Origin of the sequence: Bacillus cereus group sp. MYBK139-1, assembly GCF_051916915.1 — a bacterium.
Lineage (GTDB): Bacteria > Bacillota > Bacilli > Bacillales > Bacillaceae_G > Bacillus_A > Bacillus_A pacificus.
In genome coordinates, this window is record NZ_JBQAHO010000001.1 from 264,286 (window position 1) to 290,863 (window position 26,578).

Consider the following 26,578-nt stretch of genomic DNA (forward strand, 5'->3'; position numbering starts at 1 on the left):
AGAGTCATTTACTCTTTTATTATAGTAGGTGGAGTGTCATTATGTAAAAAAGTACACTCTTTTTTATTTATGCTGGTATGAAAGTGTGGAAGGAGTTTATTTCTAAAAAGAAGAATTTTTAACTGTGTTACTTTATCTAAAACTAAATGTAAAGGTGGATACATAATGACAGTAAAGAAACTTTATTTCATCCCAGCAGGTCGTTGTATGTTGGATCATTCGTCTGTTAACAGTGCGTTAACACCGGGAAAACTATTAAACTTGCCGGTTTGGTGTTATCTTTTGGAGACGGAAGAAGGTCCTATTTTAGTAGACACAGGTATGCCAGAAAGTGCAGTTAATAATGAAGGGCTTTTTAACGGTACATTTGCAGAAGGACAGATTTTACCGAAAATGACTGAAGAAGATAGAATTGTAACTATTTTAAAACGTGCAGGGTATGAGCCAGATGATCTCCTATATATTATTAGTTCGCACTTGCATTTTGATCATGCAGGAGGAAATGGTGCTTTTTTGAATACGCCAATCATTATACAGCGTGCTGAATATGAGGCGGCACAGTATAGAGAGGAATATTTGAAAGAGTGTATACTGCCAAATTTAAACTACAAAATTATTGAAGGTGATTATGAAGTGGTACCTGGTGTTCGGTTATTGTATACACCAGGACATTCTCCAGGACATCAGTCATTATTAATTGAGACGGAAAAAAACGGTCCTGTATTATTAACGATTGATGCATCTTATACGAAAGAGAATTTTGAAGATGAAGTGCCGTTTGCGGGATTTGATTCGGAATTAGCTTTATCTTCAATTAAACGTTTAAAAGAAGTTGTGACAAAAGAGAAACCAATTATTTTCTTTGGACATGATATAGAACAGGAAAAGGATTGTAAAGTGTTTCCTGAATATGTATAGTGCAAAAAGTCATGAGCTCACGTGCTCATGACTTTTTCGTTTAAATAATTTTTTTAAATAAGTTATAAACTTTTTTGGAACTATCTTCATTTAGTTGATAGTACGTTAGGTTTACATCATCAGGAGTATCTTGCTGAGCAATCATCACTTCGTTATTGTGATGATCAACTACCCATATGAAATATTTTTTATAAGTTCCATCCTCAAAAGTAATCCACATATCACAATCTATTAAATCTGATCCTTCTTCATCTAATGTTAATTTTCCTTTTTTTGCGGTATCCATACTATTAATAAACGTTTTTAATTCATCTGTTTTTGTGAGGAAGATATCCTTTTTTGTTTTAATGGATTCGACATGTATATCTTTTATTTCCTGTTTTCCTAAAAAGACAGGGGGCTCATTTGGATCCCTTTGAGTTGAAATAATAGTAGCTTTTTTCTTGGGCTTATTTGCTGTATAGAGATCTTGAATAGATTTTCCAGAGTTTATAAACCATACGATTCCACAAATAATCAATGTGCTACAAAGCAGTAAAATAATTTTCTTAATAGAATATTCTCCTCTCTATTACTTCGTATGAAGAGCTTTTCTATTAATATATGATAGGTAAGCGTAAAGTATTATAGTTGAACGTGGCTATTCTTAACAGTTTTAAGGGGGCGATCAACGAGTAAATTGTAAGTAAGCCCAATTAATACAAAAACACCGCCGATAATCTTTCCGGTTGAGAGTTCATTTGTTAGGAAGAAGTCAATGATAGTCCCTGCAAATAACTGTCCGATAAAGATAAGTAACGTTAAATAAAATGCTGATATTTTAGGAGTAATATAGTTCGATAATGAAATAACGATAACGCCTACTAATCCGCCTAAATATACAGCGATAGGTATGGATTGTAACGTATGCATTGGAATATACAATGAATCTGAACTGAACATTAAAAATAACATAGAGAAAAATAAGCCAGTAATATAATTAAAAAACGTGCCTTCCCAATTTCCAATTTTCTTTGCTAAATTCGCGTTAATAATTCTAGCAACAACGATAGAAACACCAGCTAAAATAGCTATCGTAATATATAACATTTTCTTGCCCCCATTAATAAATTGTCATGATTATAATTCCAGAAGAGATGAAACATAATCCAATTAGTTTTTTCTTTTCAAACTTTGCAACTTTCATTCCTAATAAACCGAAATGATCAATAACGATGGAAGCAATGGATTGACCGAGTAAACTTAATGCGATCGTAATAGAGGCACCAAGGACGGAGAAACTTATATTATTAAAAAGAACAGTGAATACTCCAATCGCTCCAGCGCTATATAAAAAAAGTGGAATACTTTTATCAAAATGGATTTTATGTTTGTTTATGATTAAAACGCAAATAACTGCAATTAAACCGACAAAGTGAATGACAACACTTGCTGTATACTTGCCAATTAACTCAGATAAAATCCCATTCAATGGAAGCATAACGGCGATGAGCACACCAATAAAGACAGAAAGAAAGTTATACAATGTAATATCCCCTTTATATTTCATATTTGTAATGACTGTATCATGCTGAAATTGTGTATTACTATGACATATGTCATAGTGGAAGAAGAAAATTTTGATTACAATGGGGATGAGTTGTAAAGGCGGGGGACTATGAAGAAAATATGTAATTCAATTAAACTAGCAGAGTATATGAAACAAAATAACATTGATTCATTTTTTACTAATGATATGAAACCATACATGGAACTTATATTTTTTAAGAAGAATGAGTTTATTTGTAGAGAAAATGAAGAGATAGACTATTTATATTTCTTTGTAGAAGGAAAAGCGAAAGCGTTTAACACATTAAGTAACGGGAAATCCGTATTACTGTGTTTTTATGATAGTTTGCAGTTACTTGGAGATGTGGAGTTAATTCATTCCCAAAGGATTACTTCAAATGTACAAGTAATGGCAGATTCATATTGTGTTGGTTTACCATTAGGAAAAGTGAGAAATCAGCTATTTCATGATGCGAAATTTTTAAGATGTATTTGTGGATCGTTAGCACATAAGTTAAATCGACTCTCAAAAAATAGTACAATTAATTTATTGTATCCGCTTGAAAATAGACTTGCGAGTTACATGTTAGCAGCAGGAGAACGGGCAGTACAGCACGGAAATAGAATTGTATTTAGTGGGAATTTAACGGAAACAGCGGAATTGTTAGGAACGAGTTATCGACACTTATTACGAACGTTGAATATCTTTTGTGATAAAGAGATTATAAAGAAAAACAATGGTTGCTTTGAAGTAGTGAATGTGGATGTTTTGAGAGAATTGGCAGCAGATGTTTATAAATAGGAGGAGAGTATAAATGATAACACCTATATTTAGAATTTTTGATATTGAAAAAGCAAAGCTATTTTACTTAGGTTTTTTAGGATTTAAACTGGATTGGGAACATCGATATGAGGAGCATATGCCATTATATATGCAAATTTCGTTACAGGATGCTGTGATACATTTATCAGAACATCATGGTGATGCCTCACCAGGTGGTGCGATTCGGATCAAAGTAGATGATGTAAAGGATTATCATTCTGTATTATTAAGTCAAGAATATGCTTATTCGAAGCCAAATATAGAAAAAACATCTTGGGGTACAATTGAATTAACTGTGATTGATCCGTTTTCAAATAGAATTATATTTTATGAGGAACTGGTTTAGAAAAAATTTATGAAATAGGGGATAACAATGGAGCGAAAAATAGCTATAATTTCAGACATTCACGGAAATAGTCACGCTTTACAAGCAGTATTAAAAGATATTGCACGTCGTAAGGCCGAAATGATAATAAATTTAGGGGATAGCGTGTATGGGCCATTAGATCCTTTAGGAACCATTGAAATATTAATGAAGAACAAGATGGTACATATTAAGGGAAACTGTGATCGCATGCTTTGGGAACCTATACAAGAGCAGTCGGCTACACTAACTTTTGTCCAAAATCAATTAACAAAAAATCATATAGATTGGTTACAACAACAACCTTCACAATTTACTATAGAAGATATGTTATGTTGTCATGGTACGCCAATTTCAGATGAAGTGTATTTGTTAGAAGAGATGAATGAAAATGGTGCGATATTAAAGAATGAAAAAAATATAATGGATCAACTCCAAAATATTGAGCAAAAAATAATAGTATGCGGTCATACGCACATTCCTAGAGTTGTGTATTTAGCAAACGGAAAAATCGTTATAAATCCAGGGAGTGTAGGACTTCCAGCATACAAAGATGAGTTACCTGTTATACATAAAATGGAATCAGGAACTCCGCATGCAAAATATGTAGTGATAGAAGAGGTTTTAGGAGAATGGATAATTGAACAAATTTCAGTTCCTTATAATTGGGAAGAAGCTGCTGGATTAGCCATTCAACAGGAAAGATATGACTGGGCACAAGCGCTAAAGACTGGGAAGGTAGAATGAAGGGGAGTTTACTTGATGGTAAACTGCTCTTTTTATTTTGAGTACATATTGAATTATATAAAAATAAAATGTTATCATTATGGAAACGTATGAATATATGAACAATTATTCATATATTTAAGAAGAGGAGGGATTAGAATGAAAGACCTAATTATTATTGGAGCGGGTCAAGCTGGATTAACAATGGGATATTACTTGAAGCAAGAAGGATATAATTTTTTACTACTCGAAGCAGGAAACCGAATTGGTGATTCATGGAGAAATAGATATGATTCTTTACAGCTCTTTACACCAAGGAAATATAGTAGTTTACCAGGGATGATATTAAAAGGAGGGAAGAATAAATTTCCACATAAAAATGAAATTGCAATGTATTTAGAAGAATATGCACAGTATTTTCAACTACCAGTACAATTGCAAACGGAAGTTTTAAAAATAAGGAAAGAGAAAGAAATATTTAAATTACACACTTCTACAGAAATTTTACAATCGAAAAAAGTTATTATCGCATCAGGTGGTTTTCAGCAACCGTTTATTCCCTCAGTTTCAGCAAATCTATCATCACATGTTTTTCAAATACATTCATCACAATATAAATCACCATCACAAATTCCTAAGGGAAAAGTACTAGTAGTAGGTGGCGGGAATTCAGGAATGCAAATTGCAGTAGAACTTGCAAAGACTCATGAAGTTACAATGTCTATTAGTCATCCTTTAACGTATTTACCGTTACATCTTTTTAGAAAAAGTATTTTCAATTGGTTAGAAAAATTGGGTTTATTGTACGCCGAAGTAAATACAAAGAGGGGGAAATGGTTTCAAAAGAGAAAGGATCCAATTTTTGGATTTGAAGGTAAGGAACTCATTCGTAATGGATCAATACAACTACAGAAAAAAGTAGTAAGTGCATCAGAAAATAACATTATGTTTCAGAACGGTGAAACATATAGTGCAGAAAGCATTATATGGTCAACAGGTTTTATTCAGAATTATAAATGGATTGAAATTGAAAAGGCAGTGAATGAGAATGGACTTCCCAATCATGTAAAGGGGATAAGTCCAGTAGGAGGATTGTATTATATCGGCTTGCCATGGCAGTCTCAAAGAGGTTCTGCACTTATTTGTGGTGTAGGAAAGGATGCGGCGTATTTACTTTCTGAAATCAAAAAAATAGATCAGTAGCAGCGACTACTGATCATCCATATGTACATGAATTAGGAGAGGTCAAACATTTATTAACTTTATTATAATAGATTTTTAAAAGAATAAAAACTGAAAATTCTAATTTTATGTTGAGAAAGTTTTTTGTATCGAAATATATGAAAAAACAGGAATTTTTATTAAAAAAATAATGATATTTATATTTTAGTAAATTATGATATAGTCTATAGGATACGTATTTCCATAAATGTGATTGCATTAATGTAATCACATCTATCTGAAGGAGGGAGAAATAATTATGAAGTTTGATGATCAACGTCTACTAGGAGTACGATTAGGTTCTGTACTTGTAACAGAGGAAAATCAATATTTAGTAATTAAGAAAAAAGATCATTATGCATTATTAAATATACATACTTTAGAATGCACACATGTTGAAGTGCAGCTGGAACATATTGAAGAAATGTTGCGGGAAGATTTCCAAGAAAGTATAACGGAGATTATCGCACCGGAACATATAAAAATTGTTGCGAAAAATGTTATATAAAAAGAACAAGCTGGGTGTACCAGCTTGTTTTTTAATTTACTTGCAGATTTCTACTCTGAAAGACTTGTTTTGCGACAAAAATAGCATTTAAGGCACGTGGAAATCCCGTATAAGGAACACAGTGAATAATAGATTCAACAATTTCATTAGTTGATAAGCCTACATTTAAAGCGGCGTTAATATGAACAGTAAGTTGTGGTTCACATCCACCTTGTGATGTTAAAGAAGAAATTGTTACAAGTTGTCTTTGTTTTAAATCTAATGTACCTCTGGAATAAATATCACCAAATGCAAACTCTACTATATATTTTCCGAGATCAGGAGCGATATCTTGTAAGGATTCAATAACCTGTGTCCCAGCGTTTCCATCGATATTTTTTAATGTGTCCCAACCATTTTCGTATCTTTCATTGTTCATAGTTTCATCTCCTGTTTTAAGATTTAATGTTTATAAATGAAGTGTATACCTTTGAGTGCGCTCTAAAGCAATGGGGTTTTAAAAAATTTGTTGAAATTTTTTACAAGTGTATAATTGAGATATGGATAAAATGTATACTATTCAACAAATAGCAGAATTAACAAATTTAAGTACGCATACATTACGTTATTATGAGAAAATAGGCTTACTTAAAAATATTAAGCGTAATGAATCAGGGTATCGTGTATATTGTGAGGTAGATTTAGCGTGGATTGAATTTCTTATTAGATTAAGAGAAACGGGGATGTCCATACAGGAAATGATAGAGTTTTCAAATCTTCGTGTTATGGGAGATATTACTGCTACAGAAAGGCGGATATTGCTAGAAAATCATAAAGAAAATGTTTTAGATCATATGGAGCAATTGCAAAAACATTTAAGGAAAATTGAGGAGAAAATAATTTATTATACAAATTTAGAAAAGGAATAGTGGGCTCCCTATTCCTTTTTAAGGATAATATACATTTTAATGGAACTACTTATATTAAATCTAACCCTTCGATAACCTTACCAATAATCCCTTCCATTTGATGAACACCTAAGTCAGCGTTCGTCATTATAATAGCGCCATTCCCTCGGTATGGGTAGCTTACCATCATACATTGAAATCCAACGCCCCATCCAAGTGAATATATTTGTAAGTCTTCGTTAGAATCATCTAGAAAAACACCTAGTCCAGTCCATTTTGAGCAACCTTGAGGAGAAATCATATCTTGAACTGTTTTTTGAGAAAGTTTTAGTTTACCCTTTCCTTGTAAGGAATGAATAATTTCAATTAATAAAGTTGATAAGTCAGTTGGTGTTGTCCAAATACCTGAAGCAGCTGTGAATGGATAAAATGGATACTTCTCATTTGTAACGGTGCCATCTTTATTATGTCCGCAAGCAAAAGCATCGGTTTTATCTATGTCTTCAGGAGAGAAGATGGTACTATTCTTCATTTGCAGTGGTTGAAATATATATTCTTCTAGTAAAAGGTTAAATGATTTTCCAGTTATATCTTCAAGTAGTAGTTCGATAATACAAAAGTTTGCATCAGAGTAGTGAAATTCACTTTCCGGTTTATAAGTTATTTCTATCGGTACGGAGCAATAGGATGTTTTACCGGCAAGGAGTTTAGACATGCTTGGTTGCCCTTGAGCTAGTGTATAATGTTCAAAGCTATTAGGAGGATCAATGATTCCAGATTGGTGACTTAATAAATTTCGCAACGTGACTTTTTTCTGTGAGGTAAATAGATTGGTAGGAATATTCCAAGATGTGAGTCTATCATTTACGTCTTCATCTAAATGCACAATTTCTTGTTCTAATAACGTTAGTACGAGCATTGTAGTGATGAATTTACTAATTGAGCAAGAATTGAATATAGAATTCGTAGTGACAGTTTTATTTGTTCCAGTTTCAAGTGTTCCGAATACAGTTGTTTCATCTAGTTTACCATCACGTATAACGGCAAGGCTTAAACCTGCAACGGAATATTGGTTCATTTTCTCGTATATATTGCTACTTTTTAAGTTCATAGTGACTCCTTTCTTAAAAAGACAGAATGTTAGTTCTATTATACAGTAGTAAATGGGGAGAAAAAGAAAAAACTTCATCTTTTATCGATGAAGTTTTTTCGTTAATTTGAAGTGAATGTTTTAAAAAATTTGTCTCGGTACATGTACATAAGCCATGAGGTTGTTAGTAAGGAAATAATGATTTGTTTGTTTTGAATTGGCGCTTTGAAAACAAGCCAGCCAACGATATCAAATAATACATGTAGTGCAATTGAAAGAACTACAAATTGTAGTAGCGTATTTAAAAATCTTTTCATAAAGTGTCCCCCTGAAATAAAAGGTTTATCAACAATGTTGTATAATACTATTATACATTAAATGTTTATCATGGTAAAATTTACATAAGTTAGTGAAATAAAACAAATGAAAGCTAATGAGGAGGGATAGTCATGGAGTTTTGGATGATCATACCGATAGCGATCTTTGGGTTTATTTATATCGTTGAAAAATTAAATAAAATCGAAAAGAAAACGGATGCGCGTTTAAAGAGGATGGAAGATAGACTACAGTTAATTACGAAAGAAATGGGAATTATAGATAGAGAACCTGAAATTAATAAAGAATTACGTCAGCTTATGGAAGAAGGAAAAACAGTTACAGCAGTTAAGAGAGTAAGAGAGGCTTTTGGGTTTTCTTTACTAGAAGCGAAGCAATATGTTGATAAATTATAAAAAGATCATCCATTTGGGTGATCTTTTTTCAATGCACCATACGTGTGTTTACATAAGCAGCGATGATAACGTGGCCAATTATAATGATAGGAACTAAGATTTTGACATTAGGAGTAGAGAAGACACTACCAATTGTGGCGATAACACCGGCAGTTAAATTATAAAGACCAACTATTTTTGATAATTTATCTTTTTCTGGTACACGGCGTTCATTGAATCCTGATAAGAGCCAAGTGTATTGTTTTACTCCGATGAAATAAGCTAGTGCAAATGAAATGATTGCTAGTATGAATAATGATGGGGAAGCGAAGAGAGTCATTGAAAACACCTCCGTTAAAGGACTATAAATAAAGTATAGTATGAATGTTATAATTTAACAAAATATATTATTGATTTTAAGTGTAAGAGAAAAACGGAGAAGGGAGATTAAGTATGAATATTGTGGACTTCCAGAGATATGTATCAAATTTCAGTGAAGAAAAAGGATTTCAAGATACAACAATTGAAGAGCGTACAATGTATGCAATGGCGGAATTAGGGGAATTAGCGGAAGTTATATTAAAGCGCGATAAAATACAAGATGCAAAAAGAGAAATCGGTTTAGAAATGTTTGATGTAATTTGGAATGTATGTGATTTAGCAAACAAGTTAGAAATTGATTTGGAGAAGGCGTTTGAAGAAAAAATGATGATAAATAAAAAACGTGAATGGTAAAAGGGAAGTTAAAAAGCGCACAAAATTTTGTGCGCTTTTTATTAATCGTATGAAAAATATGTAAGAAAAGATGGAACAAACATTTGAGATAAATTGTCTATTATAGGTAATAACTATTTCGTTTGAAAGAAAGGGTGGAGAAAATGAAAAAGAATACATTATTAAAAGTAGGGGTATGTGTTAGTTTACTAGGAACAACTCAATTTGTTAGTACAATTTCTTCTGTGAAAGCGGAACAAAAGCTAGAGCAAAAAGTAATAAAAAACGAGACAGGAACTATTTCAATTTCTCAGTTAAACAAAAATGTATGGGTTCATACGGAGTTAGGTTATTTTAACGGGGAAGCAGTTCCTTCGAACGGCCTAGTTCTTACTACTTCTAAAGGGTTAGTACTTGTCGATTCTTCTTGGGATGATAAGTTAACGAAGGAATTAATAGAGATGGTAGAAAAGAAATTTAAGAAGCGCGTAACGGATGTTATTATTACACATGCGCACGCTGATCGAATTGGTGGAATAAAAACGTTGAAAGAAAGAGGTATTAAAGCGCATAGTACAGCGTTAACTGCGGAATTAGCAAAGAAAAATGGATATGAGGAACCACTTGGAGACTTACAAAGCATTACAAATTTGAAGTTTGGAAATATGAAAGTAGAAACATTTTATCCAGGGAAGGGACATACAGAAGATAATATTGTCGTATGGTTACCACAATACAACATGTTAGTTGGAGGCTGTTTAGTGAAATCTGCGTCCGCGAAAGATTTAGGAAACGTTGCAGATGCCTATGTAAATGAATGGTCTATATCGATTGAGAATGTGCTGAAGCGATATGGAAACATCAATTCAGTAGTGCCTGGTCATGGGGGAGTAGGGGATAGAGATTTACTTCTACATACATTGGATTTGTTGAAATAAAAAAAGCGAGGAGAAACAAATTTCTCCTCGTTTTATTCTAACTATATTTAAATGCGAAGCCTGCATATGTTACTGAGATTTTAATTCCAAGTATACAAATACCAGTACCGTCATAATTGCAATAACAACGTAAGTAGCATCAAGCATTATAAGTGTTTTTAAAGTTTCAGTCATCCTCATTCACCCCTGGTATAAAAATATAACATAATCTCTTATCAATTAAATCAGAGATTATAAAGATAACAATGTACATGAAATTTATTAAGTAGATTCTATATAAATATAGCATATAAATAATGTAAACAATGTTAAGATAATGTAAATGTATTGTAAAGAAAGGGGCGGTTCATCATGTCTGTAAATCTATTCATTTGTAAATGCTATGTATCTCTCGTGTGCCGGATAGAACACAGTAAATTCATTTTGACAAATCAATCACGATGGTAGCTGTTACTACATTTTCCTCTAATACTTCTACCTGTACTTGTTCATCGTTTCTCCAATTGATATTAAAGTTATCTGTCGTATACATTTCCTTAAGAGTGACCTCTTTATATTTTTCTAAAATGCTACCTCTTTTCCCATAATAGATTCTTACAGTGGAACTGGGACTTGGTCCTTTTGATTTTATTGTTTCTCTAAGCTCGATAATATTTATTAAATTTGGAGATTCACTTTTTTGAAAGGTAAAGGAACTAACCACTTTTTGTACCTTCTTAAAAACAGGACCATTGGATTTATTTGATACATTAAATTCCACAACTTCAGGTACGGATTCTTTTCCTCGTAGTGTTATCGTTGCTTCATAATCGTTTTTCCAATCTACGAAAACGTTTGAGGAATCGAGACGTTCTCCCTCATTTGCAATACTTATGTCAAAATGTTCCCATAAGCCGTATTTAATTCTGACGGGAGAGGAACCATGAGAAGAGTCTGAATCTATTTTCACTACTTTAATCGTATTTTTATTATTTGGAGAATGACTTTTTTTAAGTGTAATGTCCTGTAAATACAAAATGTAAGACAAACAGCCTACTACTAAAATAATTGGAATTACAATACGTAAGGCAGTAATTGGACGACCTCGTGTCCTTTTTTTCTTAGTGCTTTTACTATTTTGTTCAAGGTCTTTTTCAATACTCGTTTGAACTATTACTTTTGGCGGGCGAATAAGCCACCAAACGAAAGCTATAAGTAGTAAGAAAAGAGGTATTCCTTGAATAAAGAAAAATCCTTTCCAGAAATCTAGTCTCGTACTATACGGAGAATCTGTCGCCATCACTCCTATAAAAAATGCTACTGGACTTGCAAGTATATTTATCCCTAAAGCGATCAATACGAATGAAAGATTTTTATTTCTAATTTTTCGTGACCCGGCCATAATAAACAGAAATACTGCAATACCGAGTATAAGAAACAGTATTTCGTAATAAAACATCATATATACCATCATATTGTCCCTCCATAACTTTAATTGTACCATCAGTAAGGAAAAATTTGTGAAATGTTAGATGAATAGGATATTTGTATTCCTTAAAAGTGCACCGATATATGATGCAAATAAATCATGTGCAAGTATGAATGTCAGGATACAGTAAGAATATTATGTTAACAATAGGAACTGTCACAAATTCTTATATATTATTGTGATTGATATCATATCCTTTTTTCTCAAGAAACATTCGGTTTGAAATTGATTACAAATGCAGCGGAAGATATGCAAATGATGTTATCGTAACAAAAGGATAATCTGTCTTATTAAGAAGAAGAGCTAACCTATAGTGCCCCAATACAAAAATGTAGAATTTTTGTATTGGGGTATTTTCTTTTCTTGGCGGGGTAGGTAATAGTTGATTTTAGAAAAATATAAAAATCGAGTTGACATTTACAACTACTCAGTCATACAATGTAGTTGTAATAGGTGATACTGAGTAGTGTTGTTTCTCAAAATATTTTCAGTAGACAATAGGTAATTGCGGATTTTAGAAAAAATTTGAAAATTAGTTGACATCTATCGCTACTTAGTCATACAATGTAGGAGTAGTAAGTGATACTAAATAGTATGAATTCAAAAAAACTACTCAGTAAAAAATTCGCCTTAGTACTCTGTGATACTGAATATAAGTCAGACAGAATAGGGGGTAAAGGAGGATCAGAATATGGAAAATTTAACTGAAATGCTGAAAGGTTCACTGGAAGGGTGTGTGCTGGAAATCATTAGCCGCCGTGAAACGTATGGCTATGAGATTACTCGCCACCTGAATGATCTTGGGTTTACCGAAGTCGTAGAAGGGACGGTTTATACAATCCTTGTACGATTGGAAAAGAAAAAGCTTGTGAATATTGAAAAGAAACCATCAGATATGGGACCGCCTCGTAAGTTTTATTCATTAAATGAAGCTGGACGTCAGGAACTTGAATTGTTTTGGAAAAAATGGGATTTTGTATCGTCAAAAATTAACGTCTTGAAGTCAAACTAGCTTCATAATATAAAATGTTCCGGCTCATATTTGGAGAGTTTCTTGTCTGCTTTATAAAAAAGGAGGAAAATAAGATGTTGGAAATGTTCAAAAAATTAATTGGTGATAAAAAAGAGTACAAAATGATGATGGCACGTGTTGCAGCATTGCCAGAGGACTATCAGTTTGTGTTTAAGAAGATTCAAAACTACATGTGGAATTTTTCAGCCGGTAACGGGATGGATATGCTGCACATACAGTATGAATTAATCGATTTGTTTGAAGCCGGTGCAGCGGAAGGCAGACAAGTGCTAGACATTACTGGGGAAGATGTGGCATCCTTTGCTGATGAACTAGTGGCAAACGCTAAAACGTATGTCTCTAAGTATCGTGAAGATTTAAATGAAAGTATTATGAAGAAATTGAGAAAAAAATAAATGCAATAAGTAATACCGACTGATTAGCTGGTTATAAATGTGAACTACCGCCATCGCTATTCAGTTATATTTTTAAACCACTACTAAGTAATACAGGTTATCAGTGATACTAAATAGAGGGTGAAGGTAATCAATTTTTATAAGGGGGAAAAGTATGAGCAATGCAGCGATTTCTGTAAAAGGGTTAAAAAAAGCTTTTAGAGATAAAGAAGTCTTAAAGGGAGTGGATTTTGAGGTGCAGCGTGGAGAAATTTTCGCGCTGCTAGGCTCAAATGGAGCGGGAAAGACGACAATGGTCAACATCCTTTCGACGCTACTGAAACAAGATGGCGGTGAAGGAAGTATTTGCGGATTTGATATTAAGCGCCAACCAGATCATGTTCGTCAAAGTATCAGTTTGACAGGACAGTTCGCAGCTTTAGACGGCATGTTAACTGGGAGAGAAAACTTAGTAATGATTGCTAGGTTACGTGGTGTTTCCAATCCTGCTCAAGTTGCTGACAATTTGCTTGACAGATTTAGCCTGACAGATGCGGCCAACCAAAGGGCAGATCAGTATTCAGGCGGGATGAAGCGCCGGCTTGATATCGCGATGAGTTTGATCGGGGCGCCAGCAGTTATTTTTCTTGACGAACCAACGACTGGGCTTGATCCGGAAGCTCGGATTGAAGTTTGGGATACGGTGAAGGAACTTGCTGGTAGCGGCACAACGATCTTGCTCACAACTCAATACTTGGAGGAAGCAGAACAACTGGCGGACCGTATCGCGATCTTGCATGGTGGAAAAATTATTACGACAGGTACTCTTACTGAACTGAAAGAGATGTTCCCACCAGCTAAAGTGGAGTATATCGAGAAGCAGCCGACATTGGAAGAAATTTTCCTTGCGATTATCGGTAAAAAGGGGGAGATGTAAATGAAAAGCAAAACAGGGGTATTACTAGGGCGCTTAATGTGTAATATTATGCGTAGTCCGGATACAATTATTACAGTAGCGATTACACCGATTATGATGATGCTATTATTTGTCTACGTGTTTGGCGGCGCAATAAAGACAGGAACGGATAACTACGTTAATTATTTATTGCCGGGAATTTTGCTAATGGCTATCGCATCCGGTGTAGCTTACACTTCCGTGCGACTATTTACGGATGTAAAGAGTGGGCTGATGGCACGTTTTATTACGATGCCTATTAAGCGCTCATCGATATTGTGGGCACACGTTTTAACCTCTCTTGTTGCTAATGTGCTTACTATCGTGGTGGTTATTCTTGTTGCACTCTTAATGGGCTTTCGTTCCAGTGCGAATATGCTAGATTGGCTTGCAGTAGCTGGGATACTAGGAATGTTTACGTTAGCACTAACATGGCTAGCTATCATTCCAGGGCTGAAAGCGAAGTCTATGGAAGGGGCGACAGCATATTCGTACCCACTCGTTTTTCTTCCGTTTATTAGTTCGGCCTTCGTACCTACTGAAACGATGCCAAAAATTGTTCGTGCGTTTGCAGAGAATCAGCCTGTCACTTCAATCGTGAATGCGATTCGTGCCCTTTTATATGAAGGGACTGTTGGCAACGATATATGGATTGCACTCACTTGGTGCGTAGCTATCATGATCATTTCTTACTTTTTCGCTAGTAAAGCATTTAAACGTCAGTTAGGGTAAGTAAATGAAATCATCTGGAATAATATATTTTTTGAAAAAGCACGGGAAGATTTTCCGTGCTTTAATAATACATTCATACTTCGCTTAATTTTAGTAGTTTTAAAGTAAATAGGAAAATAATGAATTGAATACAAATGCCATGAAATATGGTATGTAACGCTTAACCAAAATAACTCGAAAATAAACAGAATATTCTGTGTGGATATAGAGGTTATAGTTGTTTTATGCTATATTTATACTTATAGGTATATAATGTATAAATTAATTGTTTAGGGGATGGAAAAGGGAGAGATTCAAATGAAATGGTATTTATATGCTCTCAAAAACTATGCAAAATTTAGTGGGAGAGCAACGAGAAAGGAGTACTGGATTTTTACTTTAGTTAATAAGGTTACGTTTTGGTCATTAATATATTTTGCCTCATATTCTCCGTCTGTCTTCTATTTAAGAGCCAATATTACTTTGCTATATATAGCAATTTTTATCGTTCCTACTCTGGCAGTGGAAGCTCGTCGATTACATGATAGTGGAAAAACAGGATGGTGGCAGCTATTAAATTTGGTGCCATTTGGAGGAGCGGTTCTACTTGTGTTTTGTATCATTGAAAGTGACGAAGGTGAGAATAAGTATGGACCAAATCCACATTCAAATCTTAAACAAGCAATTTAATGTATGTGTATAGTAAATTCTAATATAAAAAGGTGTGAACTAAAAGCTAGTTCACACCTTTTTTGTTGTATTATTCATAGAAGCCTCCATAAGAAGTGATTAGTTAAACTCAATATTTTAAGGTTTAACTAGTCACTTCTTATGGAGTGTATAAGCATAACCGCTCTTGTAAATCTTTTAATACTTCTTCAGGCATTTCCCTAATTGTAATATCTTTACCTAGGAAAAGCAGCCAATTTGTCATCTCTGTCACTTCATCGGAATTGTGAACATCGATAAATGTTTTTAAAATAGCTGTAGATTGGTAAGGATTTGTATAAGATATTGAAACTTTGAAAGGGTGGTACTTTTTGAACTGTGCAATTGCTTTCGGACCAAGTTCAAATACAAGGTTAATTGCTTCGTCCTTCTTACTCAGTCTTTCTAAAATCTGTTTCTTATGTAACCTCTTTTTGGGCGTGTACGGTTCGATATTGATGAGGTCATCGACAGGAAACATCAGCTTCTTTTTTTCTTTTAAGTCAAATCCTTCAATCATCCAATAGCTTTTTTCTTTATAAAGGTGTAATAGGTAAATTGGATAAGACTTGATTTCTTCTTTGACAGTAATCAATAAATGTCTATCCAAAAGAAGGATTTGAATGAGTTTTTCTAACATAGGGTGAGGAAGGTCAGAAAGCTCAAGTAGATCAGGGTTATGAGGATTAGTCCCTTCAAAAAGCAAAAGTTGATTTAAAAGAACAAGGTCATCTTGCTGGGTTTCTGAAATGAGTCCTAGTAGCTTTTCCGCAAAAGATTTTGCCTATGTTGGTGGGCCAAATACAACGGTTGAGATGGGAAAAAGAAATGGTTTAGTGTTTGGTGAAATGTGGATTCCGGTTGTTAGGAAGTAAAGGGTACGAATATGAAAAGTAGAGGCTAACAATTTTGCATTGTTGGCCTTTTTGATGTCCATATTATTTTAATTACTTTTTTAATAATATAACTTAATAATTTTTAATATACGTTATGTATAACAGATATTTATCTTATGAAATAAGGGGGATATTATGACTGAGACAAACGAACCTTCAGGAGGTAATTTGAAAAAAGATGTGAAATTTTCTATTATAATTCCTGCACATAATGAAGAAAAATACATTGGAAAATGTTTAGATTCAATTGTAAAGGCATCAGAGGTATATAAAGGACAAACAGAAATTATAGTTGTTTTAAATCGTTGCACCGATAAAACAGAGGAAATAGCAAAATCTTATCATTGTATTACATTAAAAAATAATGATAAAAACTTATCTAAAATTCGAAATGCAGGGGCTGAAATAGCTAGTGGAGAAATAATCGTTACTATAGACGCTGATACCATAATGACAGAGTCTATGTTGTCTAATGTAGATATATATTTAGCTTCAGGTAAATACATTGGTGGTGGGGTAAATGGGAAGTTTGAAAGAATATCTTTAGGAATATTTCTGTCCGCAATGTTAATAATAATCCCCTTACTTTTTAAGTACGGAGCTATATCTGTAGGGATTTTTTGGTGCTATAAAAAAGATTTCATGGCAATTAACGGATTTAATGAAAACATGCTGATGGCAGAAGATGCAGATTTTGCGAAACGGTTAAAAGAATGGGGAAAGCGAAATAATAAGAAATTCGGTACCATTAAAAATGGAATGATAACTTCATGCAGGAGATTTGATACATATGGAGACTGGGCTTTACTTAAAAATCCAAAAGTAATCTTAGCTTATCTAAAAGGAAATGATAGAAAATATGCAGATAAGACATATTATGATAATCAAGAAAGGTAATGCTTGAGAAAAGCGATAGGAAATAGTGAGAACAGCTGATTGTCTAATATATAATGAGAGCACAACTTAATTTAATAGATACTACAAAAAAACATCAATTTGATTAGCTCTTCTTCAAATTAATGTTTTTTATTTTTGAAATAAATATCTATTTTTTATAAAAAATATTTTTTGACCCCCATAAAACGATGTATTCCTCCGAATATATATAGTGGAAAAATAAGATAGAAGAAAAATGATTATGAAAGAATATTGAAGTATTAATAAAAATTACTAGATTAAGTTGAGCATCCAAAATTAAAGGATGAAATTACCAATGATATAGAGAAGAGTTATTTAAGGATTGCCTATAAAATAGAAAAAGAATAAGCAAAACGAACGGTAGAAAATAAGAAAGTACCTTAAAATATAGGATTAACTTTAGTACCGAGAGAAAACGTTGGGGAAAGTTAGACTTGAAAAATATAACCAACAGCAAGAAGAAAAGACCAAAGAAAAGCACTACCAAAATGTGGTTAAATGGTCGCTTGTTTAGTGACCATTTTTCTATTTAAAGCAGAAGGAGGCTGAGAGATCACCAGTGTTAAGTTTAGTAATGAAGATCTTAAGAAAACCGAAAATAGAAGATATCGTATGTAACATACAAAACAACGGAGAAGATAAGGAAGCCTTTATCGTTCAGTATCAGCCGTTTATTAGAAAATCAATTTCGTCTGTCTGCCGCCGATATATTACAGAACAGGATGATGAATATAGTATTGGATTGTTTGCGTTTAACGAAGCAATTGAACAGTATTCATATAAAAAAGGGAAATCTTTTCTAGCGTTTGCTGATCTTCTTATAAAAAGAGATGTAATTGACTATATACGCAAGGAGTCTAAGCATAACCGTGTCTTTTTAAAAGAAGATGAGCAAGAGGAAATGTTAGAAATGCAAGTATCGCTTACGGAGTATATGAAAGAGATGGACAATAGTAACCGTAAGGAGGAAATTCTTCATTTTCAAAGTGTGTTAGCTGAGTTTAAAATCACATTTTCAGAGCTTGCGAAAGAATCTCCTAAGCACCGTGACACCCGAGAGCACTTAATAGAAATTGTAAAGATGATTATAAAGGAAGAGGAAATGATGGAGGAGCTGTTCCGAAAGAAAAAGTTACCGCTTAAACGTATTGAACCACGTGTGAGGGTAAGTCGTAAAACGTTGGAAAGACATAGAAAATACATTATTGCAATGTGTATTATTTTTGCAAACAACTATACATATATTCTTGATTACATAAGAGGAGAAAAGCATGATGAATAAAGGAATTGTGATGGATATAAAAAAGCATAGCGTAGTTGTTTTAACACCAAATGGAGAGTTTATTACGTGTAAAAGAAAAGGAGATTCTTGCATGATTGGAGAGGAAATCTCGTTTGAAGAACAAGAACAAAGAGCATCTCGTTTTTCAATCCCTTATTTCTTAAAACCGGCATCATTACTTGCTGCTTGTTTTCTATGTGGGCTGTTATTTTTCTACAATCAACCAGAAGAAAAGGTGTTTGCTTACGTCTCAGTTGATATAAATCCAAGTTTAGAGGCGAGCGTTACGAAGGATCTTCGTGTTATAGATTTGCGGGCTTGTAATGATGACGGAAGGCGTATTTTAAAAGAAATGAAACGGTGGGAAAATAAGCATCTGCAAGATGTGATACGCACTATTATAAAGCAAAGTCAAGAGGATAAATATTTAACGAATGATAAGCAAGTTATGCTAACAGCTATTGCAAAGGACAAGTCGTTAGAACCACAGTTGGAAAAGGCTATGCTGGAATTAAAGAAAGAATATGAGTTCAAACATATTACAGTCGAATATCAAAGCAGTACGATGCAAATACGGGAGGATGCCAAGAAAGCAGGAGTTGGAACGGGTGTTTATATAAAACAAGAAAATGAGAAGAAAAAGTTGCTTACCCCACCTGCACCGCCGTCTCATCAAGAACAGCAAAAGTCATCTTCTGATGTATCATCGGACGCATCTCCTGTAAAAGAAGAAAGCAACGAGAAGGGAGAGTATATAGAACAACAGCAATCTAAGGCACAACAACCGAAGCAAATAAAAGAAAATAATAGAAATCAACAGGAGAACAACGGAAGAGAATTGCAGCAAGGAAACAACGGAAGAGGATCGCAAGGGAATACTGGGCACCAGCAAGAGAACAATGGAAGAGAGTCCCAAGGAAATAATGGGCACCAGCAAGAGAACAACGGAAGAGGGTCCCAAGGAAATAATGGGAATCAGGAAGGAAACAACGGAAGAGGGTCCCAAGGAAATAATGGGAATCAGGAAGGAAACAATGGAAGAGGGTCCCAAGGAAATAATGGGCACCAGCAAGAGAACAACGGAAGAGGATCGCAAGGGAATAATGGGCACCAGCAAGAGAACAACGGAAGAGGGTCCCAAGGAAATAATGGGAATCAGGAAGGAAACAACGGAAGAGGATCGCAAGGGAATAATGGGAATCAGGAAGGAAACAACGGAAGAGGATCGCAAGGGAATAATGGGAATCAGGAAGGAAACAATGGGAGAGGGTCCCAAGGGAATAATGGGAATCAGGAAGGAAACAACGGAAGAGGATCGCAAGGGAATAATGGGAATCAGCAAGAGAATAATGGAAGAGGTTCTCAAGGGAATAGTGGACATAAGCAAGAAAACAATGGAAGAGGGTCGCAGTAAGGAAAGTTCTTACCATATAATATCGAGTAAAAGAAAAATGTATCCCGCTTTAATGGGCAGTAAGACCCCTACCTCAAAATTCAGCGAAAGCAAAGAAGTAAAGTGGGGATCAACTGCCCATAAAAGCCCGATTGGTTCAACTAATAATCAGTGGGGGATGAAGAAAACCCCCACTGATTAAAGTTTCACTTTATAGAATATTGAACAGAGGAGGGATTCTTTCCATCTGAAAAGATTTTTTAAATTTTTTAAAATGACGGACACAAAATCGTATATCTTTTCGAATTATATATATGGATATCATTAATATTTATGTAAAAGGGGAGAAAAAATATGAAAGAAATGTATGAAGAAATCACTGAAGTATTGAAGGTATTAGCACATCCTGTCCGTTTATCATTAGTAAAAATAATGGTTGCAAAAGGTCCTATTAACGTAACGACAATGTATGAAATGTTACAAATGCCTCAAAGTACAATTAGTCAACATTTATCTAAACTAAAAGCTACTAAAGTCGTTACAGGTACTCGAAAAGGGTTAGAAATTTATTATGAAGTAACGGATAATCGTACAAAAGCGATATTATTAAGCTTGGCTTAATGGATAATTGTTTAAACTTCAAAATGAAGTAAGAAAGACATTCAGCGACTATAATTTTCTTATTAACATCAGCCGTGCGTTGTTGTTAATTTGTTTCATATACTTCTTTATTTGGGTCTTGCCGTATCACTATCAAGCTAATTCTTAAATGGACTATAAACATGAAAGTTTTTTATTAAGGTCTTTTTGTTAGCTTGATAGTGATGTGCCGTTCCCACCAGTATGTAAATAAGTTGGTAGTTTTTTTAGTCATGTAATCTTTTCATTTGATGATCTTTTCCCCACTCAAATAGTTCATTCATAATTTGCATTAAAGATTTCCCGTATTCGCTTATTGTGTACTCAACCTTTGGTGGTACTTCTTGATATACAGTACGATGGATAATCCCATCAGCCTCCAGTTGCCGAAGTTGTTGAGTCAGAACTTTTTGCGCAATGTTTGGGATTTCTCGCCGGATTTCATTTGTTCGCATTTTTCCATCCATTAACACACATAAAATATGAACTTTCCATTTTCCGCCGATTACATCGAGTGTCGTTGCAATTGGGCAGTCATCATTTTGATTCATATAACACCTCCACAGGTACTTTAAGGTTCCTATAGCACTTTAAAGTACGTACTTTTCAATTATATGTGACTCATTCATACTAATACGTAAAGGGTTGAATAATTTATAAAGGGGATGGAAGATGATGAAAACACTTGTAATTGTAGCACATCCTGATATTGAAAAATCAAAAATTAATAAAAGATGGATTGAAGAACTTGAGAAATATTCGGATGAAATTACGGTGCATGAATTATATAAAGCGGCACCGAATTGGGAGTTTAATGTGGAAGAGGAACAAAAGTTGTTAGTAGAACACGACCGATATATATTTCAATTTCCGCTATACTGGTACAGCTCACCACCATTATTAAAAAAATGGTTTGACGATGTATTAACATATGGATTTGCTTACGGATCAAAAGGAGATAAAGTGAAGGGGAAAGAATTTGGTGTAGCTATTTCGATAGGTGGATTAGAAAAAGACTATGAAAATAGTGGGATCACGATGGATGAGTTAACAAAACCATTTCAAGCTACATGCTTATATACAGATATGAAATTTATACCTTCGTTTTATTTATACGGTGCTGAATATAAATTAAGTGATGAAGAGATTGATAAAAGCGCACCGGAGTATGTACGATATGTGATGAATAAGGAGTATTCTAATATATAAGAGGGAATAGCCATTTACTTGTTAAGTAGATGGCTATTTTTATAAAAATTATATTCACTAAGTGTAATCTTTAGTAAATTAATAATTAATCTGGTAAAATAAAAAACCTAACATATATAAAGGGGAGTTTTACTTGAGAACGATGCAAAAATTATTACAAAAAAGAGCAATGCAATCACCAAATTTGGAAGCGCTTGTAGGGGGAGGGGAAAGGTATTCGTTTCAGCAGTACAATGAACGAGTAAATCAGCTTGCACACTATTTGTTACAAAGCGGTGTACAAAGAGGAGATCGTATTGGAATATTATGCAAAAATAATCATCCGTTTCCAAGCGTTATGATGGCAAGTTTAAAAATTGGGGCTGTATGTATTCCGCTAAACCATCAGCTTACTGCGTATGAATTAAAAACGATTGTAAAAGAAGCAAAATTAAAAGTGTTAGTTATTGATGAAGAATTCCATGAAGCTTTAAAGATTGATGCTGTTAAAGAAATTCCTTATGTAATTCAAACGACAAAAGAAGGCTTTGGTTCATTTGAATTAACATTACAAGAACAGCCAAGTACAGAGCCGAACGTAGAAGTTCATGAAGATGATGATGCAATTTACTTATTTACTTCAGGAACGACTGGACAAGCAAAAGCATGTGTAATTGGACATAAAAACTTACATCATTATTTTGCAGAGATTGCAGGACAAAGAGAAATTCCGGCAGGAGAACGCTTTTTATCCGTGCATCCATTGTTCCATATGAGTGGCGTGCTTTCTATTTTAAATTGCATTTATCACGGTGTTACGATGATTTTCTTAGCTGATTCGAATCCTACTCTTATTTGGGATAAGATTGAAGAAGAGAAAATTACGACGATGCTTGCATTCCCAGCTGTTTATAGTTATATGCTTGATGAACTAAATAAAAAGGAACGAAACATTTCAACTTTTAAAGTAGCACAAAGCGGTGGAACAAAAGTGCCAGAAACACTCATCCAAAAATATATGGAAAAAGGAATATATATGGTGCAAGGCTATGGTAGTACAGAAGGTTGGGTTGTAACTTCATGGCATCCAATGATGGGGAAAGAAAAGATGTCTTCTGTAGGGAAAACCTTGAAACATGTAGAGGTGAAAATTGTTCATCCAGAAACAGGACATGAACTAACAACAAATGAAGTTGGGGAGATTCATGTAAGAAGTCCATATATGTTTAAAGGGTATTGGAATAATGAAAAGGCGACAAAGAAAGTAGTAAAAGATAATTGGTTTAACATGGGCGATGCTGGCATGATAGATGACGATGGATTCCTGCATATTATGGGAAGATATAAAGACGTTATCATACGCGGTGGTGATAACGTCTATCCAGATCAAGTAGAAGATGTTATTCATGAAATACGTGGTGTTTTAGAAGTTGCAGTAGTTGGAGTTCCAGATGACTTTTGGGGAGAGGTTCCGACTGCGTATATTGTAAAAGATATGCAAACATCTTTAACGGAAGAAGAAATTATACAGCATTGTAAAGAAAAGCTAGCAAGTTATAAAATACCAGAAGTTGTATTTATGGACAAATTACCGAAAAATGCTTTAGGGAAAGTGTTGAAGAGGGAATTAAGAGAAGGTGTACTTGTAAAATAAAAAACGATTAGGTGATGAGGAATCCAGTTATGTATAAAGCATAACTGGATTTTTGTTTATGATTCTGTTGATGGGTATTGTGAATGTTTAAAAATTTTTGTGTTTTTTAGTATAATATTGAAATTAAAGGAAGTTAATTGATTTCAGTACAAGGGGGAGAAATAATGGCTATAAAATTAGAAACTGAGCATTTATGTATAGAACCTTTTACCAATGATGATGTATGTAGAATTAGAGAATTGGCTAATGATAAGGAATTAGCTAATATTCTTGGGCTTCCGCACCCATATAAATTGGAGTTCGCGCAAGATTGGGTTGATATGCAACCAGAACTTATAAGGAAAGGAATCGAATATCCTTTAGGAATTGTCTCTAAAGAATCAAGAGAAATTGTAGGTACAATTACATTAAGAATTGATAAGGGTAACAATAGAGGTGAACTTGGTTATTGGATTGGTAAGAATTATTGGGGAAAGGGTTTTGCAACTGAGGCTGTAAACAGGATGATTCAATTTGGCTTTATCGAATTAGGTTTAAATAAAATTTGGGCATCTGCCATTTCTAGAAACCGATCATCGATTAAGGTGTTAGAGAAATCGGGCTTACGTAAAGAAGGCACATTGAGACAAAATAGACTTTTATTAAATACATATGAAGATGTTGATGTGTATGGAATATTAAAGACAGAATACAAGGTTTTAAATCACAGATAAGTTTGGTAGTGTGATGACAAAAGGAAACCCTTCAGAACAGGGTTTCCTTTTGTATTTTAATAGAATCTTGTTTATCAAGAACATAATAATTTACTAGATTTTGTATTTTGTGTAAGATAATAAAGAATATTCAAATATTAATTAAGGGAAGAGATGTAAATGAAGCTTCCGCTATTACAGGTAGAGACAGAGAGACTTATGATTCGTCCGTTCCAAAATGATGATTATGAAAATTGGTTAGATGGATTTCATAAGAGGTTACCATCGCAGTATACATATGACGATGGTTATCAAGTTATGGCATCATCAACGAAAGAATGGTTCACGGAATGGATAAGAGGTTTTGATGAAGCAGCACATCGAGATGAAATGTATGTATTAGGAATTTTTCGTAAAGAAGACGGGGCTAATATTGGAAAGCTAGAACTTATAAAGATTTTACGTATGGATTATCAGTGGGCAATGATGGGCTACTCTATTCATAATCAATATTGGAAAAATGGATATGGGGCAGAAAGTGTAAAAGCTGCGTTACCGTTATTTTTTAATCGTCTTCATTTTCATAGAATTGAATTACATATACGTGTTGATAATGAGCCATCCGTTCGTCTTGCGGAAAGAGCGGGTTTTTCATTTGAATGTAAGAGAGAGGCATTTTCATTAGAGAATGGTAAGTGGGTGGATTTTCTTATTTATTTTAAAAATAAGGAGATGAATATATGAGAGTGTTTATTACAGGTGGAAATCGTGGATTAGGATTACAGTTGGTAAAAGTATTTCATGAAAATGGGCATATTGTTTATCCGTTAGTTAGAACTGAGGTTGCGGTAACACAATTGAAGCAAATGTTTAGTTGTAGATGTTTTCCTATATTGGCAGACTTATCACTTGATGAGAGTACGGAGCAAATTAAGAACCAGCTTGCGGAATATACAGGGTATTTGGATCTAGTTATAAATAACGCTGGCATTACTGGAAAGGAGACTGAAGTTTTACATACGAATTCAGAAGAGTTAACGGATGTATTTAATATTCATTGTTTAGGTGTAATTCGAGCTGTAAAAGGTACATATGTAGCTTTAGAGAAATCGGATCATCCGAGAATAATAAATGTGTCCTCTCGATTAGGTTCATTACATAAAATGGCGAACAAAGAGTTTTCGCAAGGTCAGTTTTCCTATTCCTATCGAATTGCTAAAGCTGCACAAAATATGTTAACGCTTTGTCTGCAACAAGAATTTGAAGATAAAGGAATTCGTGTAACTGCCATTCACCCTGGAAAATTAAAGACTGACATTGGTGCTTTTGATGCGAATATGACTCCGGCTGAAGGAGCGCAAAATATATATGATTGGGTAATAGATTCAAATGAGGATGTTTCAGGGAAGTTTATTGAGCCGGGTGTAGGTGAATTAAAGTGGTGATATACGATCTTGCAATCATTCAGAATCTGTTTGGCCCTTCTAAAAAAGTATTAAATGGCTTACCAAATGCAGTAACGATTGAAGAGATCGAAGAAGACGTTTTGTATAACGTACAAACATATAAAGAAAAGATAAGTAGATTTGAAGAGGTTTGTTTTAACTGGGAGTTAAAAAGAGCGAGTATTGTATTAAACAAAAGGTTTAGTAGTTATAACTCAAGCGCAAAAGTGTTACTTGATGCCGGTTTTTCTTTGTATGCTGCAAAGATAGAAGTATGTAGAGAATTGAACAATGTAGAAGAGCTTGAAAGACAATATACATATCGATCAATAGCAGAAGGAACGTTATCGGAAAAAGATTTTAAATATATTTGGGAACAATGTATGTCGGGTTCAGGGAATCAAACTTCAATTTTAACTATCGATGAGCATTTTTATTCAGTGCAAACAGAGTTAGGTAAGGGCTGGGAAAAGTCATGTATTGTTTTTTATGATAAAAATGAGCCGATTGGTATGTCTATACCCCATATAGAAACTGGAACAGAAAGTGAAGGACGATTATTTTACTTTGGGGTAATGCCTTATTATCGCGGGAAAGGAATTGCTTCTCGGTTGCACCTTCAATCGTTGCATATGTTAAAGGAAATGGGGGCTACTTATTACATCGGAAGCACGCATACATCGAATGAAAAGATGCAGAGGATATTTTGGAGAAATCATTGTTCGTTGAAAACGGAGATAGAGCTTTATTATAAAATTTTTAATGAGGGTTAGGG

The 26,578-nt window shown here is 34.0% G+C and carries 34 protein-coding genes and 2 pseudogenes; 26 read left to right on the top strand and 10 right to left on the bottom strand.

Going from position 1 to position 26,578, the window contains the following annotated elements; translation table 11 throughout:
- The first annotated feature begins 165 nt into the window (after positions 1 to 165).
- Positions 166 to 918, top strand: coding sequence for a quorum-quenching N-acyl homoserine lactonase AiiA (gene aiiA, locus ACTFRS_RS01290; protein ID WP_000216576.1), 753 nt, complete (start codon positions 166 to 168; stop codon positions 916 to 918).
- 40 nt (positions 919 to 958) lie between these two features.
- On the opposite strand, the gene ACTFRS_RS01295 is transcribed toward aiiA, so the two are convergent.
- The 3 genes from ACTFRS_RS01295 to ACTFRS_RS01305 all read right to left on the bottom strand — a co-directional run bounded on the left by ACTFRS_RS01295 (position 959) and on the right by ACTFRS_RS01305 (position 2,467).
- Complete coding sequence (locus ACTFRS_RS01295) at positions 959 to 1,453, bottom strand: hypothetical protein (RefSeq protein ID WP_242294337.1); 495 nt, start codon at positions 1,451 to 1,453, stop codon at positions 959 to 961.
- Between the two features lie 89 nt (positions 1,454 to 1,542).
- Complete coding sequence (locus ACTFRS_RS01300; RefSeq protein WP_139866224.1) at positions 1,543 to 2,007, bottom strand: DMT family transporter; 465 nt, start codon at positions 2,005 to 2,007, stop codon at positions 1,543 to 1,545.
- Positions 2,008 to 2,020: 13 nt separating this feature from the next.
- Positions 2,021 to 2,467 carry a DMT family transporter gene (locus tag ACTFRS_RS01305; RefSeq protein ID WP_041184689.1) on the bottom strand — a complete coding sequence of 149 codons (447 nt, stop codon included), beginning with the start codon at positions 2,465 to 2,467 and terminating at the stop codon, positions 2,021 to 2,023.
- Positions 2,468 to 2,575: 108 nt separating this feature from the next.
- On the opposite strand from ACTFRS_RS01305, the gene ACTFRS_RS01310 reads away from it, so the two are divergent.
- From ACTFRS_RS01310 to ACTFRS_RS01330, 5 genes are all read left to right on the top strand, one after another.
- Positions 2,576 to 3,268 carry a cyclic nucleotide-binding domain-containing protein gene (locus ACTFRS_RS01310; RefSeq protein ID WP_001969245.1) on the top strand — a complete coding sequence of 231 codons (693 nt, stop codon included), beginning with the start codon at positions 2,576 to 2,578 and terminating at the stop codon, positions 3,266 to 3,268.
- Positions 3,269 to 3,281: 13 nt separating this feature from the next.
- The gene (locus ACTFRS_RS01315; protein ID WP_139866221.1) at positions 3,282 to 3,635 is read left to right on the top strand and encodes a glyoxalase superfamily protein; all 354 of its coding nucleotides are present in this window, start codon (positions 3,282 to 3,284) and stop codon (positions 3,633 to 3,635) included.
- A 27-nt stretch (positions 3,636 to 3,662) separates the two neighbouring features.
- Positions 3,663 to 4,400, top strand: a complete 738-nt coding sequence (locus ACTFRS_RS01320) for a metallophosphoesterase family protein (RefSeq protein WP_242294328.1) — start codon at positions 3,663 to 3,665, stop codon at positions 4,398 to 4,400.
- 138 nt (positions 4,401 to 4,538) lie between these two features.
- Complete coding sequence (locus tag ACTFRS_RS01325; protein ID WP_242294329.1) at positions 4,539 to 5,582, top strand: flavin-containing monooxygenase; 1,044 nt, start codon at positions 4,539 to 4,541, stop codon at positions 5,580 to 5,582.
- 277 nt (positions 5,583 to 5,859) lie between these two features.
- Positions 5,860 to 6,108: a hypothetical protein gene (locus tag ACTFRS_RS01330; protein WP_001969234.1), complete on the top strand. Its 249-nt coding sequence runs from the start codon at positions 5,860 to 5,862 to the stop codon at positions 6,106 to 6,108.
- A gap of 31 nt (positions 6,109 to 6,139) precedes the next feature.
- Here the strand turns inward: ACTFRS_RS01330 and ACTFRS_RS01335 are convergent, their stop codons facing one another.
- Positions 6,140 to 6,526, bottom strand: coding sequence for a carboxymuconolactone decarboxylase family protein (locus ACTFRS_RS01335; RefSeq protein WP_001058541.1), 387 nt, complete (start codon positions 6,524 to 6,526; stop codon positions 6,140 to 6,142).
- A 121-nt stretch (positions 6,527 to 6,647) separates the two neighbouring features.
- Between ACTFRS_RS01335 and ACTFRS_RS01340 the strand changes: the two genes are divergently transcribed.
- Positions 6,648 to 7,016 carry a MerR family transcriptional regulator gene (locus ACTFRS_RS01340; RefSeq protein ID WP_088106638.1) on the top strand — a complete coding sequence of 123 codons (369 nt, stop codon included), beginning with the start codon at positions 6,648 to 6,650 and terminating at the stop codon, positions 7,014 to 7,016.
- A gap of 49 nt (positions 7,017 to 7,065) precedes the next feature.
- Here the strand turns inward: ACTFRS_RS01340 and ACTFRS_RS01345 are convergent, their stop codons facing one another.
- Positions 7,066 to 8,106 (bottom strand): serine hydrolase domain-containing protein, encoded by a 1,041-nt coding sequence (locus tag ACTFRS_RS01345; RefSeq protein WP_139866218.1) that lies wholly within the window; start codon positions 8,104 to 8,106, stop codon positions 7,066 to 7,068.
- Between the two features lie 101 nt (positions 8,107 to 8,207).
- Positions 8,208 to 8,402 (bottom strand): hypothetical protein, encoded by a 195-nt coding sequence (locus ACTFRS_RS01350; protein ID WP_049113605.1) that lies wholly within the window; start codon positions 8,400 to 8,402, stop codon positions 8,208 to 8,210.
- Positions 8,403 to 8,534: 132 nt separating this feature from the next.
- Between ACTFRS_RS01350 and ACTFRS_RS01355 the strand changes: the two genes are divergently transcribed.
- A complete protein-coding gene (locus tag ACTFRS_RS01355) occupies positions 8,535 to 8,816 on the top strand; it encodes a hypothetical protein (RefSeq protein ID WP_000397699.1) in 282 nt (93 codons plus the stop codon).
- A gap of 28 nt (positions 8,817 to 8,844) precedes the next feature.
- Here the strand turns inward: ACTFRS_RS01355 and ACTFRS_RS01360 are convergent, their stop codons facing one another.
- The gene (locus ACTFRS_RS01360) at positions 8,845 to 9,135 is read right to left on the bottom strand and encodes a DUF3784 domain-containing protein (protein WP_139866216.1); all 291 of its coding nucleotides are present in this window, start codon (positions 9,133 to 9,135) and stop codon (positions 8,845 to 8,847) included.
- Between the two features lie 113 nt (positions 9,136 to 9,248).
- Here ACTFRS_RS01360 and ACTFRS_RS01365 point away from each other — a divergent pair, with 113 nt between their 5' ends.
- Both ACTFRS_RS01365 and bla2 read left to right on the top strand, forming a co-directional pair.
- On the top strand, positions 9,249 to 9,530 hold the full coding sequence (locus ACTFRS_RS01365) for a MazG nucleotide pyrophosphohydrolase domain-containing protein (RefSeq protein ID WP_242294330.1): 282 nt from the start codon (positions 9,249 to 9,251) through the stop codon (positions 9,528 to 9,530).
- Positions 9,531 to 9,673: 143 nt separating this feature from the next.
- Entirely contained in the window at positions 9,674 to 10,447 is a 774-nt protein-coding gene (gene bla2, locus ACTFRS_RS01370; RefSeq protein WP_242294331.1) for a BcII family subclass B1 metallo-beta-lactamase, read from the top strand.
- A gap of 418 nt (positions 10,448 to 10,865) precedes the next feature.
- Here the strand turns inward: bla2 and ACTFRS_RS01375 are convergent, their stop codons facing one another.
- Positions 10,866 to 11,897: a hypothetical protein gene (locus tag ACTFRS_RS01375; protein WP_440024620.1), complete on the bottom strand. Its 1,032-nt coding sequence runs from the start codon at positions 11,895 to 11,897 to the stop codon at positions 10,866 to 10,868.
- A 709-nt stretch (positions 11,898 to 12,606) separates the two neighbouring features.
- Here ACTFRS_RS01375 and ACTFRS_RS01380 point away from each other — a divergent pair.
- From ACTFRS_RS01380 to ACTFRS_RS01400, 5 genes are all read left to right on the top strand, one after another.
- The gene (locus ACTFRS_RS01380; protein ID WP_000429483.1) at positions 12,607 to 12,927 is read left to right on the top strand and encodes a PadR family transcriptional regulator; all 321 of its coding nucleotides are present in this window, start codon (positions 12,607 to 12,609) and stop codon (positions 12,925 to 12,927) included.
- 74 nt (positions 12,928 to 13,001) lie between these two features.
- Positions 13,002 to 13,343 (top strand): DUF1048 domain-containing protein, encoded by a 342-nt coding sequence (locus ACTFRS_RS01385; RefSeq protein WP_000891984.1) that lies wholly within the window; start codon positions 13,002 to 13,004, stop codon positions 13,341 to 13,343.
- Positions 13,344 to 13,497: 154 nt separating this feature from the next.
- Positions 13,498 to 14,259: an ABC transporter ATP-binding protein gene (locus ACTFRS_RS01390; RefSeq protein ID WP_139866213.1), complete on the top strand. Its 762-nt coding sequence runs from the start codon at positions 13,498 to 13,500 to the stop codon at positions 14,257 to 14,259.
- The gene (locus ACTFRS_RS01395; RefSeq protein WP_242294333.1) at positions 14,260 to 15,009 is read left to right on the top strand and encodes an ABC transporter permease; all 750 of its coding nucleotides are present in this window, start codon (positions 14,260 to 14,262) and stop codon (positions 15,007 to 15,009) included.
- A 297-nt stretch (positions 15,010 to 15,306) separates the two neighbouring features.
- Entirely contained in the window at positions 15,307 to 15,678 is a 372-nt protein-coding gene (locus tag ACTFRS_RS01400) for a DUF805 domain-containing protein (protein ID WP_097908020.1), read from the top strand.
- 139 nt (positions 15,679 to 15,817) lie between these two features.
- Here the strand turns inward: ACTFRS_RS01400 and ACTFRS_RS01405 are convergent.
- A pseudogene (locus tag ACTFRS_RS01405) lies at positions 15,818 to 16,477 on the bottom strand (helix-turn-helix transcriptional regulator); the annotation flags it as partial.
- Between ACTFRS_RS01405 and ACTFRS_RS01410 the strand changes: the two are divergent.
- The 5 genes and pseudogenes from ACTFRS_RS01410 to ACTFRS_RS01430 all read left to right on the top strand — a co-directional run.
- Positions 16,467 to 16,571, top strand: a pseudogene (locus ACTFRS_RS01410) (transcriptional regulator); the annotation flags it as partial. The pseudogenes ACTFRS_RS01405 and ACTFRS_RS01410 sit on opposite strands and share 11 nt — an antisense overlap.
- Before the next feature lie 156 nt (positions 16,572 to 16,727).
- Complete coding sequence (locus tag ACTFRS_RS01415) at positions 16,728 to 17,489, top strand: glycosyltransferase (RefSeq protein ID WP_139866210.1); 762 nt, start codon at positions 16,728 to 16,730, stop codon at positions 17,487 to 17,489.
- 580 nt (positions 17,490 to 18,069) lie between these two features.
- A complete protein-coding gene (gene sigI / locus ACTFRS_RS01420) occupies positions 18,070 to 18,792 on the top strand; it encodes an RNA polymerase sigma factor SigI (RefSeq protein WP_000950303.1) in 723 nt (240 codons plus the stop codon).
- On the top strand, positions 18,785 to 20,206 hold the full coding sequence (locus ACTFRS_RS01425) for an anti-sigma-I factor RsgI family protein (protein WP_440024444.1): 1,422 nt from the start codon (positions 18,785 to 18,787) through the stop codon (positions 20,204 to 20,206). The genes sigI and ACTFRS_RS01425 overlap by 8 nt, the downstream gene beginning before the upstream one ends.
- Before the next feature lie 333 nt (positions 20,207 to 20,539).
- On the top strand, positions 20,540 to 20,806 hold the full coding sequence (locus tag ACTFRS_RS01430; RefSeq protein WP_000661864.1) for an ArsR/SmtB family transcription factor: 267 nt from the start codon (positions 20,540 to 20,542) through the stop codon (positions 20,804 to 20,806).
- Between the two features lie 245 nt (positions 20,807 to 21,051).
- On the opposite strand, the gene ACTFRS_RS01435 is transcribed toward ACTFRS_RS01430, so the two are convergent.
- Positions 21,052 to 21,375 carry a winged helix-turn-helix transcriptional regulator gene (locus tag ACTFRS_RS01435; protein ID WP_139866207.1) on the bottom strand — a complete coding sequence of 108 codons (324 nt, stop codon included), beginning with the start codon at positions 21,373 to 21,375 and terminating at the stop codon, positions 21,052 to 21,054.
- Between the two features lie 124 nt (positions 21,376 to 21,499).
- On the opposite strand from ACTFRS_RS01435, the gene ACTFRS_RS01440 reads away from it, so the two are divergent.
- The 6 genes from ACTFRS_RS01440 (at position 21,500) to ACTFRS_RS01465 (ending at position 26,576) form a co-directional block, all read left to right on the top strand.
- On the top strand, positions 21,500 to 22,033 hold the full coding sequence (locus ACTFRS_RS01440; RefSeq protein WP_029141166.1) for an NAD(P)H-dependent oxidoreductase: 534 nt from the start codon (positions 21,500 to 21,502) through the stop codon (positions 22,031 to 22,033).
- A gap of 133 nt (positions 22,034 to 22,166) precedes the next feature.
- Positions 22,167 to 23,666, top strand: a complete 1,500-nt coding sequence (locus tag ACTFRS_RS01445; protein WP_440024441.1) for a class I adenylate-forming enzyme family protein — start codon at positions 22,167 to 22,169, stop codon at positions 23,664 to 23,666.
- 164 nt (positions 23,667 to 23,830) lie between these two features.
- Positions 23,831 to 24,379 carry a GNAT family N-acetyltransferase gene (locus ACTFRS_RS01450; RefSeq protein ID WP_139866205.1) on the top strand — a complete coding sequence of 183 codons (549 nt, stop codon included), beginning with the start codon at positions 23,831 to 23,833 and terminating at the stop codon, positions 24,377 to 24,379.
- Positions 24,380 to 24,538: 159 nt separating this feature from the next.
- Positions 24,539 to 25,102: a GNAT family N-acetyltransferase gene (locus ACTFRS_RS01455; protein ID WP_139866204.1), complete on the top strand. Its 564-nt coding sequence runs from the start codon at positions 24,539 to 24,541 to the stop codon at positions 25,100 to 25,102.
- Positions 25,099 to 25,803 (top strand): SDR family NAD(P)-dependent oxidoreductase, encoded by a 705-nt coding sequence (locus tag ACTFRS_RS01460; protein ID WP_001263473.1) that lies wholly within the window; start codon positions 25,099 to 25,101, stop codon positions 25,801 to 25,803. Before ACTFRS_RS01455 ends, ACTFRS_RS01460 begins: the two co-directional genes overlap by 4 nt.
- The gene (locus tag ACTFRS_RS01465) at positions 25,800 to 26,576 is read left to right on the top strand and encodes a GNAT family N-acetyltransferase (RefSeq protein ID WP_139866390.1); all 777 of its coding nucleotides are present in this window, start codon (positions 25,800 to 25,802) and stop codon (positions 26,574 to 26,576) included. Before ACTFRS_RS01460 ends, ACTFRS_RS01465 begins: the two co-directional genes overlap by 4 nt.
- The last annotated feature ends 2 nt before the right edge of the window (positions 26,577 to 26,578 follow it).